18 protein-coding genes are annotated in these 17,467 nt (G+C 66.4%); 10 read left to right on the top strand and 8 right to left on the bottom strand.

The annotated features are described in order from the left end of the window. Window positions 1-8: 8 nt before the first annotated feature. From FFS62_RS15375 to FFS62_RS15385, 3 genes are read right to left on the bottom strand one after another with little or no spacing between them, the layout of a single operon-like run. The gene (locus FFS62_RS15375; protein ID WP_137973707.1) at window positions 9-797 is read right to left on the bottom strand and encodes an ABC transporter permease; all 789 of its coding nucleotides are present in this window, start codon (window positions 795-797) and stop codon (window positions 9-11) included. Then, window positions 794-1,702 carry an ABC transporter permease gene (locus FFS62_RS15380; protein ID WP_137973708.1) on the bottom strand — a complete coding sequence of 303 codons (909 nt, stop codon included), beginning with the start codon at window positions 1,700-1,702 and terminating at the stop codon, window positions 794-796. The genes FFS62_RS15375 and FFS62_RS15380 overlap by 4 nt, the downstream gene beginning before the upstream one ends. Then, window positions 1,699-2,739, bottom strand: a complete 1,041-nt coding sequence (locus FFS62_RS15385) for an ABC transporter ATP-binding protein (RefSeq protein WP_137973709.1) — start codon at window positions 2,737-2,739, stop codon at window positions 1,699-1,701. The genes FFS62_RS15380 and FFS62_RS15385 overlap by 4 nt, the downstream gene beginning before the upstream one ends. A 239-nt stretch (window positions 2,740-2,978) precedes the next feature. On the opposite strand from FFS62_RS15385, the gene FFS62_RS15390 reads away from it, so the two are divergent. Beyond that, complete coding sequence (locus FFS62_RS15390; protein ID WP_137973710.1) at window positions 2,979-3,866, top strand: tetratricopeptide repeat protein; 888 nt, start codon at window positions 2,979-2,981, stop codon at window positions 3,864-3,866. Here FFS62_RS15390 and ubiM read toward each other — a convergent pair. Both ubiM and FFS62_RS15400 read right to left on the bottom strand, forming a co-directional pair. After that, on the bottom strand, window positions 3,855-5,027 hold the full coding sequence (gene ubiM / locus FFS62_RS15395) for a 5-demethoxyubiquinol-8 5-hydroxylase UbiM (RefSeq protein ID WP_137973711.1): 1,173 nt from the start codon (window positions 5,025-5,027) through the stop codon (window positions 3,855-3,857). The two genes, FFS62_RS15390 and ubiM, sit on opposite strands and share 12 nt — an antisense overlap. A gap of 78 nt (window positions 5,028-5,105) precedes the next feature. After that, window positions 5,106-6,116 carry an AraC family transcriptional regulator gene (locus FFS62_RS15400; RefSeq protein WP_137973712.1) on the bottom strand — a complete coding sequence of 337 codons (1,011 nt, stop codon included), beginning with the start codon at window positions 6,114-6,116 and terminating at the stop codon, window positions 5,106-5,108. Between the two features lie 120 nt (window positions 6,117-6,236). Between FFS62_RS15400 and FFS62_RS15405 the strand changes: the two genes are divergently transcribed. Next, the gene (locus FFS62_RS15405) at window positions 6,237-7,160 is read left to right on the top strand and encodes an SdiA-regulated domain-containing protein (protein WP_137973713.1); all 924 of its coding nucleotides are present in this window, start codon (window positions 6,237-6,239) and stop codon (window positions 7,158-7,160) included. 37 nt (window positions 7,161-7,197) lie between these two features. On the opposite strand, the gene FFS62_RS15410 is transcribed toward FFS62_RS15405, so the two are convergent. Continuing rightward, window positions 7,198-7,530 (bottom strand): YegP family protein, encoded by a 333-nt coding sequence (locus FFS62_RS15410; protein ID WP_137973714.1) that lies wholly within the window; start codon window positions 7,528-7,530, stop codon window positions 7,198-7,200. Window positions 7,531-7,595: 65 nt separating this feature from the next. After that, on the bottom strand, window positions 7,596-8,489 hold the full coding sequence (locus FFS62_RS15415) for a LysR family transcriptional regulator (RefSeq protein WP_137973715.1): 894 nt from the start codon (window positions 8,487-8,489) through the stop codon (window positions 7,596-7,598). Between the two features lie 174 nt (window positions 8,490-8,663). Here FFS62_RS15415 and speB point away from each other — a divergent pair, with 174 nt between their 5' ends. From speB to FFS62_RS15455, 8 genes are all read left to right on the top strand, one after another. Continuing rightward, window positions 8,664-9,623 carry an agmatinase gene (gene speB / locus FFS62_RS15420; protein WP_137973716.1) on the top strand — a complete coding sequence of 320 codons (960 nt, stop codon included), beginning with the start codon at window positions 8,664-8,666 and terminating at the stop codon, window positions 9,621-9,623. Continuing rightward, window positions 9,620-10,024, top strand: coding sequence for a nuclear transport factor 2 family protein (locus FFS62_RS15425; protein WP_137973717.1), 405 nt, complete (start codon window positions 9,620-9,622; stop codon window positions 10,022-10,024). The genes speB and FFS62_RS15425 overlap by 4 nt, the downstream gene beginning before the upstream one ends. Before the next feature lie 22 nt (window positions 10,025-10,046). Then, window positions 10,047-11,570 (top strand): cytosine permease, encoded by a 1,524-nt coding sequence (locus FFS62_RS15430; protein ID WP_137973718.1) that lies wholly within the window; start codon window positions 10,047-10,049, stop codon window positions 11,568-11,570. Between the two features lie 62 nt (window positions 11,571-11,632). Then, window positions 11,633-12,445 (top strand): transporter substrate-binding domain-containing protein, encoded by an 813-nt coding sequence (locus FFS62_RS15435; RefSeq protein WP_137973719.1) that lies wholly within the window; start codon window positions 11,633-11,635, stop codon window positions 12,443-12,445. A gap of 96 nt (window positions 12,446-12,541) precedes the next feature. Beyond that, window positions 12,542-13,282, top strand: coding sequence for an amino acid ABC transporter permease (locus tag FFS62_RS15440; protein WP_137973720.1), 741 nt, complete (start codon window positions 12,542-12,544; stop codon window positions 13,280-13,282). Between the two features lie 10 nt (window positions 13,283-13,292). Beyond that, window positions 13,293-14,024: an amino acid ABC transporter ATP-binding protein gene (locus FFS62_RS15445; RefSeq protein WP_137973721.1), complete on the top strand. Its 732-nt coding sequence runs from the start codon at window positions 13,293-13,295 to the stop codon at window positions 14,022-14,024. Window positions 14,025-14,035: 11 nt separating this feature from the next. Beyond that, on the top strand, window positions 14,036-14,755 hold the full coding sequence (locus FFS62_RS15450) for a class II aldolase/adducin family protein (protein WP_137973722.1): 720 nt from the start codon (window positions 14,036-14,038) through the stop codon (window positions 14,753-14,755). A 109-nt stretch (window positions 14,756-14,864) separates the two neighbouring features. Then, window positions 14,865-16,466, top strand: a complete 1,602-nt coding sequence (locus FFS62_RS15455) for a 5-guanidino-2-oxopentanoate decarboxylase (protein WP_137973723.1) — start codon at window positions 14,865-14,867, stop codon at window positions 16,464-16,466. 155 nt (window positions 16,467-16,621) lie between these two features. On the opposite strand, the gene rpiA is transcribed toward FFS62_RS15455, so the two are convergent. After that, window positions 16,622-17,293, bottom strand: a complete 672-nt coding sequence (gene rpiA, locus FFS62_RS15460; protein ID WP_137973724.1) for a ribose-5-phosphate isomerase RpiA — start codon at window positions 17,291-17,293, stop codon at window positions 16,622-16,624. Window positions 17,294-17,467 lie beyond the last annotated feature (174 nt).

A 17,467-nucleotide genomic window follows, 5' to 3' on the forward strand; every position in this document is an offset into this window, starting at 1 on the left:
TCTGGCTCCTAGCGTTTGCGTTGGCCGAGGTAGTACGACAGGGTGACGAACAGAATGGAAAGCACGAGCATGATCGAGGAAATCGCGTTGATCTTCGGCGATATGCCCATGCGGATGGAGCTGAAGATATACACCGGCAGGGTGGTCGAGCCCGCCCCGGCGACGAAGTAGGTGATGACGAAGTCGTCCATCGAGATGATGAAGGCCAGCATCGCGCCGGAGAGGATACCGGGCAGCAGCAGCGGGAAGCTGATCCGCCAGAACGCCCGCCAGGGCGAGGCGTACAGGTCGGCGGCGGCCTCTAGCACGCGCGGGTCCATGCCCTGCAGGCGCGCGCAGATCGGCAGGTAGGCGAACGGCGTGCAGAACACCACGTGGGCGATAAGGATGGTCAAAAGGGAAAGTTTCAAGCCGATAAAGGCGAAGAACATCAGGATGGCCACGGCGCAGACGATGTCCGGCACCAGCAGCGGCAGGCCGAGCACGCCCTGCAGCGCGCCCTGGCCACGGAAGCGCCGGCCGTGCATGCCCAGCGCCGCCAGGGTCGCCAGACAAGTGGAGATCAGCGTGGCGCACACCGCGACGATCAGCGAATTCTTCGCCGCCCGCAGAATCTCCGGGTCGTTGGCTACCACGCCGTACCACTTGAAGCTGAAGCCTTGCCACAGGGTGGCCGACTGGCCGGCATTGAAGCTCAGCGCCACCAGCACCAGGATCGGGATGTAGAGAAAGGCGAAGAACGCCCAGGCGGCCGGGCGCACGCCGGTGAAGCGCCACAGCGGGCCCTGCAGGTTCATCCGCGCACCTCCTGGCCACGCTGGCGCAGGCCGTTGAACAGCAGGGCCAACAGCGCCAGGCTGAACAGCGAGAAGGCCAGCGCCGAACCCAGCGGCCAGTTGTGCCCGGAGCCGAACTGCAGCTGCACCAGGTTGCCGATCATCAGCGCCTTACCGCCACCGAGCAGCTCGGGAATGATGTAGTTGCCCAGCGCCGGGATAAACACCAGGGTGGCGCCGGCCAGCATGCCCGGCAGCGCCAGTGGCAGGATCACTCTTTTCAGTGCCTGCCAGCGGTTGGCGCCGAGATCGAAGGCCGCCTCCACCAGGCGCCAGTCGAGCTTCTCCAGGCTGGTGTAGATCGGCAGCACCATGAACGGCAGGAAGCTGTAGAGCAGGCCGATCATCACCGCGCCATTGCTGTACAGCAGGCCGACGCTGCCCTCCGGCACGCCGAACACGCCCAGCACGCCATCCACCAGCCCGCCGTTGCGCAGCAGCAGCATCCAGGCGTAGACCCGCACCAGCAGGTTGGTCCAGAACGGCACGGTGACCAGGAACAGCAGCAGGTTGCGCTTCCTCTCGCTCTGCAGCGCCAGGTACAGCGCGGTGGGAAAGCCGATCAGCAGGCAGCCGGCGGTGGTCGCCACGGCCAGCCAGAAGGAGCGCTGGAAGATACCCAGATAGTCGGTGTTGAACACCAGGCTGTCATCGAAGTCGCGCTCGTAGAGGAAGCTGACGTAGGCCTCCACCGAGTACTCGCCCCACTTCACCCCGCCGTACTCGCCGGGCTGCAGGAAGGACACCAGCAGCATGATCGCCAGGGGCGCGACCAGAAACACCGCCAGCACCGCCATGCCCGGCGCGATCAGGCCGAGGCGGCGCAGCAGCTGGCGGCGCTCGGCCAGTTGCCGCGGCGTACTCATTCGCTCAGCACCCGGATGGCCGCGGCCGGCACGTCCAGCCGCACCGGGGCACCGCGCTCCAGCACCTGGCGCGCGCCGCAGCGGTTCTGCTGGCGCACGCGAAAACCCGACTGACCGGCGACCCGCAGCAGATAGAGGGTGTCGGTGCCGATATACACCACCTCCTCCACCTCGCCGGCCAGGTTGCCGGACTCGCTCAGCGCCACCCGCTCGGGGCGGATGGCCAGGGTCACCGCGCCCTGAGTCGCGCAATGGCTGGGCAGGGTCTGGCCGTCGGCCAGCTGCAGCTGCTCGCCGACCGCCCGGGCCTCGAGGAAGTTGGTCTCGCCGATGAAATCGGCCACGGTGCGGTTCACCGGGCTCTCGTAGATCTCGCTCGGCGTGCCGATCTGCAGGATGCGCCCCTTGCTCATCACCGCGATGCGGTCGGACATGGTCAGCGCTTCTTCCTGGTCGTGGGTGACGAAGATGAAGGTGATGCCGGTCTCGGCCTGCAGGCGCTTGAGCTCGATCTGCATCTCCTTGCGCAGCTTCATGTCCAGCGCCGACAGCGACTCGTCGAGCAGCAGCACCTTGGGCCGGCTGGCCAGGGCACGGGCCAGGGCGATGCGCTGCTGCTGGCCGCCGGAGAGCTGGTCGGCGCGGCGGTTGCCGACGTCCGGCAGCTTCACCAGCGCCAGCATGCGCTCCACCGTGGCGGCGATCTCGGCCTTGGGCTTGCCCTGCATCTCCAGGCCGAAGCCGATGTTCTGCGCCACCGTCATGTGCGGGAACAGCGCATAGCTCTGGAACACCGTATTGACCGGGCGGCGGAAGGGCGGGAGGTCCTGCATCGGCTCGCCGTACAGGCGGATCACCCCGGCGCTGGGCTGCTCGAAACCGGCAATCAGCCGCAGCAGCGTGGTCTTGCCGCAGCCGGACGGGCCCAGCAGGGTGAAGAACTCGTTGTCGCGGATTTCCAGGGAGACCTCGTCCAGGGCCTTCAGCCCCGTACCGAACTCCATGCTCAGGGTTTCGATCGAGATCGCGCTGCTCATCCGCAATTAGCTCCTAACCAATTGTTTTTATTGGTGATTAAGAGGCAGGTAGACGCCAGAGGCGTACTGGGATCGATTCTAGGCAGCGCGGCGCTGGTGGCAGAACGATAGATGCGGACAAAAGGGGATAGATGTGGCCAAGTTACGAGCATTCGCAACATCAGCTCTTACGCTGACAAGAGGTCGCACCTGACGCACCATTGAGTGATGCTCAAAGCCTGAAACTATTGGAGCCCCGAATGCTTGCCCTAAAAGTAGAGATTGCTGGCCAACAACCACTCATTGCCGGGGTGGAAGAGTGGTCAGTATTGGCAGCCCACGTTAACGCACTGAGGGGCGCATCCGGCTCTCTAACAGCCGACAGCTTTGACTTCTCCATAGGGGGCCTTACGACCCGAGACGCTGACGGCATAGCTCACCATTTCCGTTGGCCGCGCGTACCGTTGGGCATTGGATCAACAGTCGCAATCACGCTCATTGAGACCGACACGCCTCATCCCCCTGCAAAACTCTACAGATCGGACCATGAAGTCCAAGAGAGCCCTTTCACTGCCGAAGAGCTGCGCGAAATGCGTTTGCAGGATTACTTGGAGCTGAAGAAAGAGTTTGGAAATGAAGTTTTGCCAACTGCACACCTCACTGAAATGAGCACTGGCGAACTTTTCCTGAAAGGTGATGAGCTTTATGAACATGGCGACTTCGAAGAGGCATTTTCAGCATTTCTGATGGCGGCAGAACAAGGCGACACCTCTTGCATGACACGCGTGGCATCTATGTACACATGTGGAGAGGGAGTGAGCTGCGACTTTGACAAGGCCATTGAGTGGGAGCTCAAAGCTATAGAGGGAGGAGAAACCTGCGCCCTCGTCAATCTGGGGATTTCTTACAGGATGAAGGGGGATTTAAAGAAGGCCAAATACTGGTTCGAAAAATCCATTGAAGCTGGCGATGGCTGCGGTGCCTTAGAACTTGCCAAGCTCTACATGGTGACCCCAAAAGAATCAGAAAGAGCTGGGCGCTATCTGTGCTTGGCCATCGCCAACAACAATATGTGTGAAGCGGACATCGAAGAGGCACAGGAGCTACTCGCCGAGCTACAGAGTTATCAATCCAACTCAAACACCTGACGTCAGATGCCGGGCAATCCCCTTCTTCAACGGCAACAATCCCTGAGCTACCCGCAATCCCGCCCCGCGCAATAGCCTCACCGGCAAACGGTCATCGGTATAAACGTCTACCAGCAAGTTGGTGGCCTGGTACAGCGGCCAGGTCGCGAGGCGGTGCTGGCGCTCGTAGCGGGCCAGCAGCGCCGGTGCGGCGATATCTTCGCGACGGGCATGGGCGGCCAGCACGGCCTCGGTCAGGCGCTGCACGCTACCCAGGCCGAAGTTGAAGCCATGGGCGGTCACCGGGTGCATGCCGACGGCGGCGTCGCCGATCAGCACGCAGCGCGGGCCGACCAGCTTGTCGGCGTAGGCGCCGATCAGCGGATAGGCGTGGCGCTCGCTGGCCAGCTGCATGACGCCCAGGCGACGGTCGAAACGCTGCTCCATCTCGCGGGCGAAGGCCTCTCCGTCCAGTCCGCGTAGGCGCTCGATCTCCCGCGGCGGCAGGGTCAGCACCACGGATGACCGGTTGCCATTGAGCGGCAGCAGGGCCAGGGTCTGGCCGTAGCCGAACCATTCCCAGGCGGTCTGCCGATGCGGCTTCTGGTGGTCCATGCGACACACCAGCATGGTCTTGCCGAAGTCCTTGAGTCGCGCGCCTATCCCGAGCTGGCGGCGGGTCTCGGAGAAGCGGCTGTCGGCGGCGACCAGCAGGCGCGTGCGCAACTGCTCGCCGCCGGCCAGCTCCAGTTCGACCTCGCGCTCACGATGGCGAATCGCGCCTACCTTCAGCCCGCAACGCAGCTGCACATCGGCGTACTCGGCGACCGCGTCGAAGGCGGCACGGCGGATCGCCCGGTTGGCCACCAGATGACCGAGGCGCTCGGCACCGGCCTGCTCGGCGCGGATCTGCAGGGCGAATAGCGAGGGGCCGTTGAGCACCTGGGCATCGCGCAGCACGGCGACCTCGTCGGTCGGCAGGCGCTGCCACAGGCCGAGTTTTTCCAGCAGCGCTTGGGAGGCATGGGTCAGGGCGATCTCGCGGCCATCGAAGGTCGGTTTGGCCAGTTCCTGCTCGGCCTGGCGCTCCAGCAGCACAACCGAGAGGCCATGGCCGGACAGGGCACGAGCCAGGCACAGTCCGGCCGGACCGGCGCCGATGATGACGACATCGTGGATCATGGGATGGGCGCTCCGCGCGGCACTGGAATGCGCACGAGTCTACGGCTGGCACCCAGGCCGGCCCTTGTCCCCGATCAATCAGCGGCGCAGTTCGCTCGGCGCCAGGCCGCTCCAGCGCTGGAAGGCATGGCGGAAGCTGGCAGTCTCGCTGTAGCCGAGCTGCTCGGCGATCAGGTAGATCGGCAGATCGGTGTGCAGCAGCAGCTGGCGCGCCTTGTCGTAGCGCACCTCGTCGAGCAGGTGCTGGAAGCTGGTGTTGAGCTGCTGCAGATGGCGGCGCACGGTGCGCTCGGAACGGTGCAGACGGGTGGCGACGCGCTCCAGGCTGGAGCATTCGACCAGGTCGCCGGACAGCTGCTGGCGGATCAGGTCGCGCAGATCGTGGCGGTTGTACAGCTGGGCCTCCAGCTGCATGCATTGCTGCAGGCCGTGCTGGTGGCTGACCGGGTCGGCCAGCGGCAGCGCTCGCTCCAGCAGTATCGGGTTGAAGCACAGGGCGTTGCAGCCGGCATCGAACTCCACCGGGCAGCCGAGCTTCTCGCTGTAGCTGGCGGCATGCGCCGGCGCGCGGTAGGCCAGCAGCAGGCGACGCGGGCGCACCGACTCGCCGAGCAGGTCCTGCACCACGGTGAGCATCGAGGTCAGGCACAGCTCGATATTGAACAGCGTCAACGACGGGTCGTAGCGGTAGCCACTGGCGCTCAGGCGCACCTCGTCACCCACCGTCTGCAGCTCCAGGCGGAAATAGGTGCCGAGCAGCGCCGGATGGGCGATGGCCAGGCGCAGGGCCTCGCCGAGATTGCGGCTGGCCAGCAGGGTGTAGCCGAGCATGCCGTAGGCCGACACGTGCATGCGCTTGCCCAGCAGCAGACCGAGAGCCGGGTCGGCGCTGGCCGCCAGGGCGTTGGCCAGTACGCGCAATTCCTGGGCATGGCTGACCAGGCGCGTCGGGCTGGCCAGGTCGGCCACCGGGATGCCGCTGCCTTCCAGTACCCGCTCGGCATCGACCCCCATGCGCTGCAGGCTCTGCACGGCCAGGGCGACCGTGTGCAGGGTGGTCAAGATGCGTTCTTCCGGTAACACTGACATGACTGCCGTTCCACTGGGGTGGTATTCGGTAACTGCGTCTGGCGTTTCGCTTCAGGCTTCTTAAGCTTCAATTCAGCTGCACCTGTTCTGATGCAGCACCTCTGACCTGGAACCTCTTCCATGCGCCGCCTGACTCAAGCTCGCGTTCTGCTGCCCACCCTGGCATTGCTCGTTCTCGTGGCCCTGCTGGTGGTTGCCCAGCAATGGCGCCTGCTCGAACGTGGCTGGTTCGTGGTGCAAGAATGGCGCCATGCGGCCGAGTGGCGGGACAAGTCGATCTGGCTGCCGGACTACCGCGCCACCGTGCAGGCGCTGCCGATCGAGGGACTGAGTGACGACGTGTCGGCGCTGACCTACGATCCTGACCGGCGCAGCCTGTTTACCGTGACCAACAAGAACGCCGAGATCATCGAGCTGTCGCTGGACGGCGAGATAGTGCGCCGCGTGCCCCTGGTCGGCTTCGGCGATCCGGAGGCCATCGAGTACATCAGCCGCGACCTCTACGTGATCACCGACGAGCGCCAGCAGCGCCTGTTCCGCGTACACCTGGACGACGACACCGACTTCGTCGACGCCGCCGACTCCGAGCAGCTGTCCCTGGGCATCGGCCTCAACGGCAACAAGGGCTTCGAGGGCCTGGCCTACGACGCCGCCAACCACCGCCTGTTCGCCGCCAAGGAGCGCGACCCGGTGAGCATCTACGAGATCCACGGCTTCCCCCACACCAACCCGGACAAGCCGTTCGCCGTGCACGTGGTGGACGACCCCGAGCGCGACGCCCGGCTGTTCGTGCGCGATCTCTCCAGCCTCGACTACGACGCCCACACCGGGCACTTGCTGGCCCTGTCGGACGAGTCGCATCTGGTACTGGAGATCAACTCCGATGGCCGGCCGATCAGCACGCTGTCACTGATCGGCGGCCAGAGCGGCCTGGAAAAGAGCGTGCCGCAGGCCGAGGGCGTGGCCACGGACGACCGGGGCAGGCTGTACGTGGTCAGCGAGCCGAACCTGTTCTACGTGTTCGAGAAGCAGGCGGCGCAGTAGCGGCACGAAAAGGGCGGAGTGACCCGCCCGGCTTCCCTCAGGCGTCGTCCTGCACACCCGCGCCCGGCGCGTTGCTCTTCACCGACTCGGTACCCGCCTTGGCGCTGGCCTCGCTGGCATACAGCTGGCTGGTGCCGATCACCTGGCCGTTGCTGGCCTTGAGCACGAAGTGATACTTGCCGCCGGCGGCCGCCTTGACCTCGAAGGCGTCTGCACGCTGGGCGTTCTTGCGTACCGACTCGATGCCGTCCAGGGCCGACTGCTTGGCCTTGTACTGCTCGCTGCCGAGAATGATCTCGCCGTTGCCGGCGTGCAGGTTGAAATGGAACTGCTCGTTGCTGGCTTTCTTCAGGTGGAACTTGCTGGCCATGGCCGGACCTCCTTGGTGAAGTCAGCTAAGCGTAGCCGCAGATGCAAAGCGCAGCGGCACGCCCATCAGGCCGGGTCGAGCTGGCTCTTCAGGCGGTCGCGGAAGGTCTGGATCAGCGGCTCGCGCGAGCGCCCGCGACGCAGGGCCAGACTGAACGGCGCCTGGTAGCCGAAGGTGGTGGGCAGCAGCACCTTGAGCCGGCCCTGCTCCACCCAGGGCTGGGCGTAGTGCTCCGGTAGGTAGCCGATATAGGCGCCGGACAGCACCAGGATCAGCTGCGCCTCCATCGACTCCACCGTCGCCGCACTGTGCTTGAAGCCGTGGCGGGCCAGCTCGCTCTGGCTCCAGTAGCCGCGGCCAACCATGCGCTGCTGGGTGATCACCTCGGCGGGAATCTTGCGCTGCTCGAACAGCGGGTGGCGGTCGCTGCAGTACAACCAGTGCTGCTCGCGGTACAGGGCCTGGTAGGTGAGGCCGTTCATCCGCGTGTAGAAGGCGCCGATGGCCAGGTCCAGACGATTCTCCAGCACCGCCAGCTGCAGCTCGGCCGGGCTCAGTACCGCCAGGTGCAGGTGCACGGCCGGGTGTTCCTGGCTGTAGGCGCCGATCACCTCGGCCAGCGGCAGGGCCGGGTCGCTCACCGTGGAGTCCAGCACGCCGAGGTTGAGGGTGCCGCGCAGCTCGCCCTTGAGCGCCGCCGAATAGCGCTCGAAGCCCTCCAGCTCGGAGAGCAGGCGCAGGCACTCCTGGTGGAACAGCTCGCCCTTGCTGGTCAGGCTGAAGCCGCCGCGGCCGCGATGGCACAGGCTCAGACCCAGCTGGGTCTCCAGCTGGCTCATGTAGGTGCTGATCGCCGAAGTCGACAGGTTGAGCTCCTGCTGGGCGGCGGCGAACCCCTGGCAGCGCACCACAGTGGCAAAGATGCGCAGCAGCTTGATATCGGGCAGGGCGAGGGTCATGGCGGTCTCCGGCGGACGTGTCCCAGGCTGCCATTAGTTTTGAAATTTCTGAACTAATTATTTCAACGCAGCGATTCTTCCCGTTGCGATTCGGCAGAAGAATCCGCCTCACGCCTTGGCCATGGGGCTCGATCCCCGTGGCTCGATTACAAACACAACACCGTGAGGCCACCCGTGGATAAAGAACTCCACCAGCCCCTGGGCGGCAATGAAATGCCCCGCTTCGGCGGCATCGCCACCATGCTGCGCCTGCCGCATATCCAGGACCCCGCCGAGCTCGCCAAACTGGATGCCGCCTTCGTCGGGGTGCCGCTCGACATCGGCACCTCGCTGCGCTCCGGCACCCGCTTCGGCCCGCGCGAGATCCGCGCCGAATCGGTGATGATCCGCCCCTACAACATGGCCACCGGCGCCGCGCCGTTCGACTCGCTGAACGTCGCCGATATCGGCGACGTGGCGATCAACACCTTCAACCTGCTCGACGCCGTGCGCATCATCGAGGAGTCCTACGACCGCATCCTCGAGCACGGCATCCTGCCACTGACCCTGGGTGGCGACCACACCATCACCCTGCCGATCCTGCGCGCGATCAAGAAGAAGCACGGCAAGGTCGGCCTGGTGCACATCGACGCGCATGCCGATGTGAACGACCACATGTTCGGCGAGAAGATCGCCCACGGCACCACCTTCCGCCGCGCCGTGGAAGAGGACCTGCTCGACTGCCAGCGCGTGGTGCAGATCGGCCTGCGCGCCCAGGGCTACACCGCCGAGGACTTCAACTGGAGCCGCAAGCAGGGCTTCCGCGTGGTGCAGGCCGAGGAGTGCTGGCACAAGTCCCTCGCGCCGCTGATGGCCGAAGTGCGCGAGAAGGTCGGCGGCGGCCCGGTGTACCTGAGCTTCGACATCGACGGCATCGACCCGGCCTGGGCGCCCGGCACCGGTACCCCGGAAATCGGCGGCCTGACCACCATCCAGGCCATGGAGATCGTGCGCGGCTGTCAGGGCCTGGACATCGTCGGCTGCGACCTGGTCGAGGTATCCCCGCCCTACGACACCACCGGCAACACCTCGCTGCTGGGCGCCAACCTGCTGTACGAGATGCTCTGCATCCTGCCGGGCGTGCAACATAAATGATCGCCGCGCAACAGGTGCTCGAGGCCGCCCGCGCGCTGGTGGCGGCCTTCGCCGCCAACGACACCGAGGCCTATTTCGCCGCCTTCAGCGAGGACGCCACCTTCGTCTTCCATGGCTACGGGCGGGTGCTGCCATCGCGCGCCGCCTACCGCGAGCTGTGGGACCAGTGGCAACGCGACGGCTTCCGCGTGCTGGCCTGCGAGTCGAGCAACCCGATGGTCAGCCTGCACGACGGGCTGGCGATCTTCATCCACGACGTGGCCACCCGTTTGCAGGTGGACGGCCGCGTGGTGGACAGCCAGGAAAGGGAGACCATCGTCTTCCAACAACAAGAACAGGGCCGCTGGCTGGCCTGTCACGAGCACTTATCGGCCATGCCGGAGCAGCTGCCGCCAATCTGACAAGGCATCCCGGGAGACAGAAATGCATAACAACAATAAGCAGCACGCCATCACCCAGATAGAAGCCTTCGGGGTCGAGCAGATCCCCGCTGGCGAACGCACGGCCAGGCCGTTCGACCTGTTCCGCCTGATCTTCGGCGGCGCCAATACCTTCTCCACCGCCGTACTGGGCAGCTTCCCGGTGATCTTCGGTCTGTCGTTCCAGGCCGGCGCCTGGGCGATTCTGCTCGGCGTGCTGGTCGGTTCGCTGATCCTCGCGCCCATGGGCCTGTTCGGCGCGCTCAACGGCACCAACAACGCGGTGTCATCCGGCGCCCACTTCGGCGTGCACGGGCGCATCGTCGGCTCGTTCCTCTCGCTGCTCACCGCCATCGCCTTCTTCTCGCTGTCGGTGTGGAGCTCGGGCGATGCCCTGGTCGGCGGCGCCAAGCGCCTGGTCGGCCTGGAGGACAGCGACCTGAGCCTGGGCCTGGCCTACGGCCTGTTCGCCGTGCTGGTGCTGATCGTGTGCATCTACGGCTTCCGCTTCATGCTGTGGGTCAACAAGATCGCCGTGTGGGCCGCCAGCCTGCTGTTCCTGCTCGGCGCCGCGGCCTTCTTCGGCCCATTCGACGCCGCCTACGCCGGCAGCGTGCAGCTCGGCCAGACCGGTTTCTGGGCCGCCTTCATCGGCGCCGCCCTGCTGGCCATGAGCAACCCGGTATCGTTCGGCGCCTTCCTCGGCGACTGGTCGCGCTACATCCCGCGCGAGACCTCGCAGAAACGCATCATGCTGGCGGTGATCGGTGCCCAGGTCGGCACCCTGATCCCGTTCTTCTTCGGCCTGATCACCGCGACCATAGTCGCGGCCCGCGCACCGGACTACATCGCCAGCTACAACTACGTCGGCGGCCTGCTGGCCGTGTCGCCCACCTGGTTCTTCCTGCCGGTGTGCCTGATCGCCGTGATCGGCGGCATGTCCACCGGCACCACCGCGCTGTATGGCACCGGGCTGGACATGTCCAGCGTGCTGCCGCGCCTGTTCAACCGGGTGCAGGCCACCCTGCTGATCGGCGTGCTGTCGATCGCCTTCATCTTCGTCGGCCGCTTCGCCTTCAACCTGGTGCAGAGCGTGTCCACCTTCGCCGTGCTGATCATCACCTGCACCAGCCCGTGGATGGTGATCATGATCATCGGCCTGCTGGTGCGCCGCGGCTTCTACCACGCCGATGACCTGCAGGTGTTCACCCGCGGCCAGCGCGGCGGCGCCTACTGGTTCCACAACGGCTGGAACTGGCGCGGCATGGGCGCCTGGATCCCCAGCGCGGTGGTCGGCCTGTGCTTCGTCAACCTGCCGGGGCAGTTCGTCGGCCCACTCGGCGAGCTGGCCGGCGGCATCGACATCAGCCTGCCGGTGACCCTCGGCCTGGCCGCGGTGCTCTACCTGCTGCTGCTCCTGCTCTTCCCCGAGCCCGCCGCCGTCTATGGTCCCAAGGGGCCGCGCTGGGTCAAGGCGGGCAAGCCCCATCAGCAACCCATCACTCAGGGCGAACCTGAGGCTGCATAACAAGAAAGGCTTTTCCCACGTACTGCCAATAAACGATGCATCTAGCCTGAACGGGAGTCACCATGAACAAACGTCCGCTGCAACTGGCCAGCGCTGTGCTGGCCGCCACCCTGAGCACCGGCCTGCTGGCCGCCGGCAAGCCCTCCTTCGTCGAATCGGGAAGCTTCCAGGTCTGCTCCGACCCGACCTACCCACCGATGGAGTTCTTCGAGAAGACCGGCGACCGCGAGCCGAGCGGCTTCGATACCGACCTGATCCGCGCCCTGGCCAAGCACTGGGGCGTGCAGCCGCGCTTCATCGTCACCGAGTTCACCGGCCTGCTGCCGGGCCTCGACGCCACGCGTTGCGACGCGGTGATCAGCGGCGCCCTGGTGACTCCCGAGCGCACCCAGAAACTGCATGCGGTGCCCTACCTCGCCACCGCCACCATCGTCTTCGGCAGCGGCAAGAGCGACCTCAAGCTCAACACCCTGGAAGATCTCTCCGGCAAGGTCGTGGCCGTGCAATCCGGCACCCAGTACGTGGCCATCATGGAGAAGCTCAACGCCGACCTGACGGCCGCCGGCAAGACTCCGGCCACCCTGCAGACCTATCCCAAGGGCAGCGACGTGGCCCAGCAGGTGCTCGTCGGCCGCGCTGCCGCCGGCCTGTCCCAGGACACCGAGCTGGCCTACCGCGAGCTGCAGACCCCGGGCCAGTTCAAGACCCTCTACAGCTTCCCCGAGAAGGACATTTTCGGTGCCTACATGCGCCCGGTCGATGCCGACAAGGCCGCCGTGCAGGCCGCCGTCGAGGCGCTCAAGGCCGACGGCACGCTCAAGGCCATCGCCGAGAAGTGGAAGCTCGACCCGGCCAATCTGGACACCGCCCAGTAAGGTCCCGGCCCGCCCGGCAACGGGCGGGCTGTGCTCCTCAACATCGCGTCCGCGCCAATGCAGCGGGCGCCCGCTTCCTTCACGCAGGACACGCACATGAACTTCGATGTCGCCGTCTTCTGGGATGCCCTGACCTCCTACCACTTCTTCCGCGGCGCCTGCATCACCCTGTTGCTGGCCCTGCTGGCACACTCGGTGGGCATCCTCATCTCGATCCCCGCCGCCCTCGCCCTGGACGGCCCCAACAACCCGGCCCGCGCCACCCTGCGCGGCGTGCTCAGCGTGTTCCGCGGCGCGCCGACCCTGCTGCAGCTGCTGTTCGTGTGGAACGCCCTGCCGCAGTTCTTCCCGATCTTCCGCGAGGAGTGGTTCACCCCGTTCTTCGCCGCCTGGATCGCCCTGTCGATCAACGAGGCGGCCTACCAGGTGGAGATCAACCGCGCCGCACTGAAGGCCGTGGACCGTGGCCAGTACGCCGCCGGCCATGCGCTGGGCCTGTCGCGCTGGCAGATCTTCCGCCACGTGATCATGCCGCAGGCCGCGCGCATCGCCATTCCGCCGACCTCCAACGAATTCATCACCCTGCTCAAGATCACTTCGCTGGCCTCGGTGATCTCCCTGCAGGAGCTGATGGCGGTGACCTCGCAGACGGTCTCCACCACCTTCCAGTTCTCCGAGTACTACGCCGTGGCCCTGGTCTACTACCTGGCCATGGTCTACAGCCTGACCTGGCTGCAGGGCGGCCTGGAACGCCGGCTGTCGTGGGATTCGGTGGCCGTCGCCGCCGCCCCGGTCGGCCTGGTGCAACGTACCCTGGCGCGCATGCGCCGCATCTGAGGAGAGCCTCATGAGCGAAATCATCCGTCTGCACCAGGTCGGCAAGCGCTACGACAGCTTCCAGGTGCTGCAGGGCATCGACCTGTCCGTCGAGCAGGGCGAGAAGATCGTCATCTGCGGGCCCTCGGGCTCCGGCAAGTCGACCCTGATCCGCTGCATCAACCGCCTCAACCCGCATGACAGCGGCACCATCACCGTCGAGGGCCAGGACGTCTCGACCCGCGCCGGCGGCGACCACGTGCGCCGCGAGGTGGGCATGGTGTTCCAGAACTTCAACCTGTTCCCGCACCTGACCGTGCTGGACAACTGCACCCTGGCGCCGATGAAGGTGCGCGGCCTGTCGCGCCAGGACGCCGAGGCGCTGGCCATGAAGTACCTCGGCCGCGTGCATATCGGCAGCCAGGCGCACAAGAAGCCCGGCCAGCTCTCCGGCGGCCAGCAGCAGCGCGTGGCCATCGCCCGCGCGCTGTGCATGAGCCCCAAGGTGATGCTGTTCGACGAGCCGACCTCGGCGCTGGACCCGGAGATGGTCGGCGAGGTGCTGGAGGTGATGACCGAGCTGGCCGGCGACGGCATGACCATGCTCTGCGTGACCCACGAGATGGGCTTCGCACGCAAGGTGGCGGACCGCGTGGTGTTCATGGACGCCGGCCAGATCGTCGAGACCGCCAGCCCGGCTGAGTTCTTCGACAATCCGCAGCACCCGCGCACCCGCGCCTTCCTCTCGCAGATCCGTCACTGATGGAGCGCCCGATGGACAAACAAGAAGCCCTGCTGCGCCGCGACCTGGCCGCGGCCTACCGGCTGGCCGCGCGCTTCGGCTGGGACGACACCCTCTACACCCACTTCTCGGTGCGCCTGCCGGGCGTGGCGCCACGCTTCCTGATCAACCCCTTCGGCCTGCTGTTCGAGGAGATCCGCGCCAGTGACCTGATCGTGGTCGACATGGACGGCCGCGTGCTGGACGGCGGGGCCGACTACAACGTGGCCGGCTTTACCATCCACAGCGCCATGCACATGGCCCGCGCCGACGCCCACTGCGTGATCCACACCCACACTATGGCGGGCATGGCGGTGGCCGCGGCGGACAGCGGGCTGCTGCAGCTCAACCAGATCAGCGCCGAGTTCCACCGGCGCGTCGGCTACCACGACTACGAGGGCATCGCCCTCGACCTGGGCGAGCGCGAGCGCCTGGTGGCCTCGCTGGGCGACAACATCGCGCTGATCTTGCGTCACCACGGCCTGCTCAGCGTCGGCGCCAGCGTGGCGGATGCCTTCTACGTGATGTACTACCTGAACAAGGCCTGCGACATCCAGCTGGCCGCCGCGCCGCTGGCCGGCGTGCGCGAGATGTCCGAGGCGCTCAGCCAGCACGCCTGCGAGCAGTTCCAGGGCAGCGAGTGGCAGCGCCCGCTGCTGTGGCAGGCCTGGCTGCGCAAGCTGGACCGTGAGTGTCCCGATTACCGCAACTGAGCATGCGAATGCCGGCCCATCCCCCACACTCGATGTGGCCGGCCCTGGCGACTCCAGCCGTCCCGACTGGAGTCGCATTTTTATCCCGCGTCATCGGAAGGAACAGACCATGACCACCTGCGGTGAATTTCTCGTCAAGCAGCTGGAGGCCTGGGGCGTCGACACCGTGTTCGGCATCCCCGGCGTGCACACCGTCGAGCTGTACCGCGGCCTGCCGGCCAGCAAGATCCGCCATATCACCCCGCGACACGAGCAGGGCGCCGGCTTTATGGCCGACGGCTATGCCCGCGTCAGCGGCAAGCCGGGGGTGTGCTTCATCATCACCGGCCCGGGCATGACCAATATTCTCACCGCCATGGGCCAGGCCTACGCCGACTCCATCCCCATGCTGGTGATCTCCAGCGTCAACGAGCGCGCACGCCTCGGCCACGGCAACGGCTACCTGCACGAGCTGCCCAACCAGAGCGCGATGGTCGCCGGCGTCTCCGCCTTCAGCCACACCCTGATGAGCGTGGAGGAGCTGCCGGCGGTGCTGGCCCGCGCCTTCGCCGTGTTCGAGGGCGAGCGGCCGCGGCCGGTGCATATCGAGCTGCCGCTGGACATCATCACCGCCGACGCCACCCATATGCGCGTGCAACCCAAGCCGCGCCAGGCGCGCCCGGCGCCCAATCGCAGCCTGCTGCGCGAGGCCGCCGGCCTGCTGAAGGGTGCCGAGCGCCCGCTGCTGCTGCTCGGTGGCGGCTGCGTCGAGGCCCAGGCCGAGGCCCGCGCCCTGGCCGCCGCACTGGACGCGCCGACCGCCCTGACCATCAATGCCAAGGGCCTGCTGCCGCCGGGCCATCCGCTGCTGCTGGGCAGCAACCAGGCGCTGGTGCCGGTGCGCCAGCTGGCCCTGGAAGCCGACCTGGTGCTGGCGATCGGCACCGAGCTGGGCGAGACCGACTACGACGTGGTATTCGACGGCAACTTCAAGTTGCCCGGGCGGCTGATCCGCATCGACATCGACCCGCAGCAGCTGCATCGCAACTTCCCCGCCACCCTGGCGATCCAGGGCGACGCGCGCCTGGCCATGCGCATGCTGCTGGCCGAACTGCAGCCGCGCGAGGCCAATGCCGACAGCCCCGGCGCGCGGCGCACCGCCACCGTGCAGGCCGAACTGGCCGAGGGCTTCTCCGGCTGGACGCACTACCGCGCGCTGTTCGACGCGGTGCTGGAGGTGCTGCCGGAGGCACGCTTTGTCGGCGACTCGACCCAGACCGTGTACAGCGGCAACCACCTGGTCGAGCTGGACGGCGCACGGCGCTGGTTCAACGCCTCCACCGGCTACGGCACCCTCGGCTACGGCCTGCCCGCGGCGCTCGGCGCCAAGCTGGCCGAGCCGACGCGCCCGGTGATCAGCCTGATGGGCGACGGCGGCATCCAGTTCACCCTGCCCGAACTGGCCAGCGCGGTGGAGGCCGGCATCGGCATAGTCGTTTTGCTGTGGAACAACTCGGGCTATGGCGAGATCAAGCGCTACATGGAGCGCCGCGACATCACCCCGATCGGCGTGGATATCTACACCCCGGACTTCCTCGCCATCGCCCGCGGCTTCGGCTGCGCGGCGGAGCGGGCCCGTGATCTGGCCCATCTGCAGCAGTTGCTGAAGGATGCTCCAGCCGACCGACCGCTGATCATCGAGGTGCTGGAGGCACCGCCCTTCGCGCCCTGAAACGAAAAACCCGGCCTAGGCCGGGTTTTCTTTGTAGGGCGGGTGCAACCCGCGCAAGAGAGCAACGCGGGTTTCACCCGCCCTACTTTCAGGCCGTAGCCCGGACTTCAGTCCGCGGCTGGCGACGCCCCCGGACTGAAGTCCGGGCTACAGGCTCAAGCCTTGAGGGTCTTCACGCCGTCGGGGGTGCCGAGCAGCAGCAGATCGGCCGGGCGCGCGGCGAACAGGCCGTTGGTGACCACGCCGACGATGGCGTTGATCTGCGCCTCCAGCTTCACCGGGTCGGTGATGCTCATGTTGTGCACATCGAGAATGATGTTGCCGTTGTCGGTCACCACGCCTTCGCGGTACACCGGGTCGCCGCCCAGTTTCACCAGCTGGCGCGCCACGTGGCTGCGGGCCATGGGGATGACTTCCACGGGCAGCGGGAAGGCGCCGAGCAACGGCACCAGCTTGCTGGCGTCGGCGATGCAGATGAAGGTCTTGGCCACCGCCGCGACGATCTTCTCGCGGGTCAGCGCGGCGCCGCCGCCCTTGATCAGATTGAGGTGCTCGTCGCTCTCGTCGGCACCGTCGATGTAAAACTCCAACTCGCTGACGCTGTTCAGGTCGTACACCGGAATGCCATGGCCCTTGAGGCGTGCGGCGGTGGCTTCGGAGCTGGCCACGGCGCCGTCGAAGGCCATCTTGTGCTGGGCCAGGGCGTCGATGAAGCAGTTGGCGGTGGAGCCGGTGCCGACGCCGATCACGCTCTTGCTGTCGAGGAAGGGAAGGATATGGTCGACGGCGGCCTGGGCCACCGCCTGCTTGAGCTGATCCTGGGTCATCGCGGAGTTCTGCGCCTGGGGAATACGGGAAGGGCCGAATTATAGCCCCCTGCCCGGCGCAATCGGCTGCGTTTTATCGCCACAGCCCTACTGATATGCGGCTTTTGCCGCGGACTGTCGGTGGCCGCCGGTCGAAGCGCTGGGGTAGACTCCAGAATCCGTGAAAAGCCCGCC

This window comes from Pseudomonas sp. F(2018) (assembly GCF_005508865.1).
Taxonomy (GTDB): domain Bacteria; phylum Pseudomonadota; class Gammaproteobacteria; order Pseudomonadales; family Pseudomonadaceae; genus Aquipseudomonas.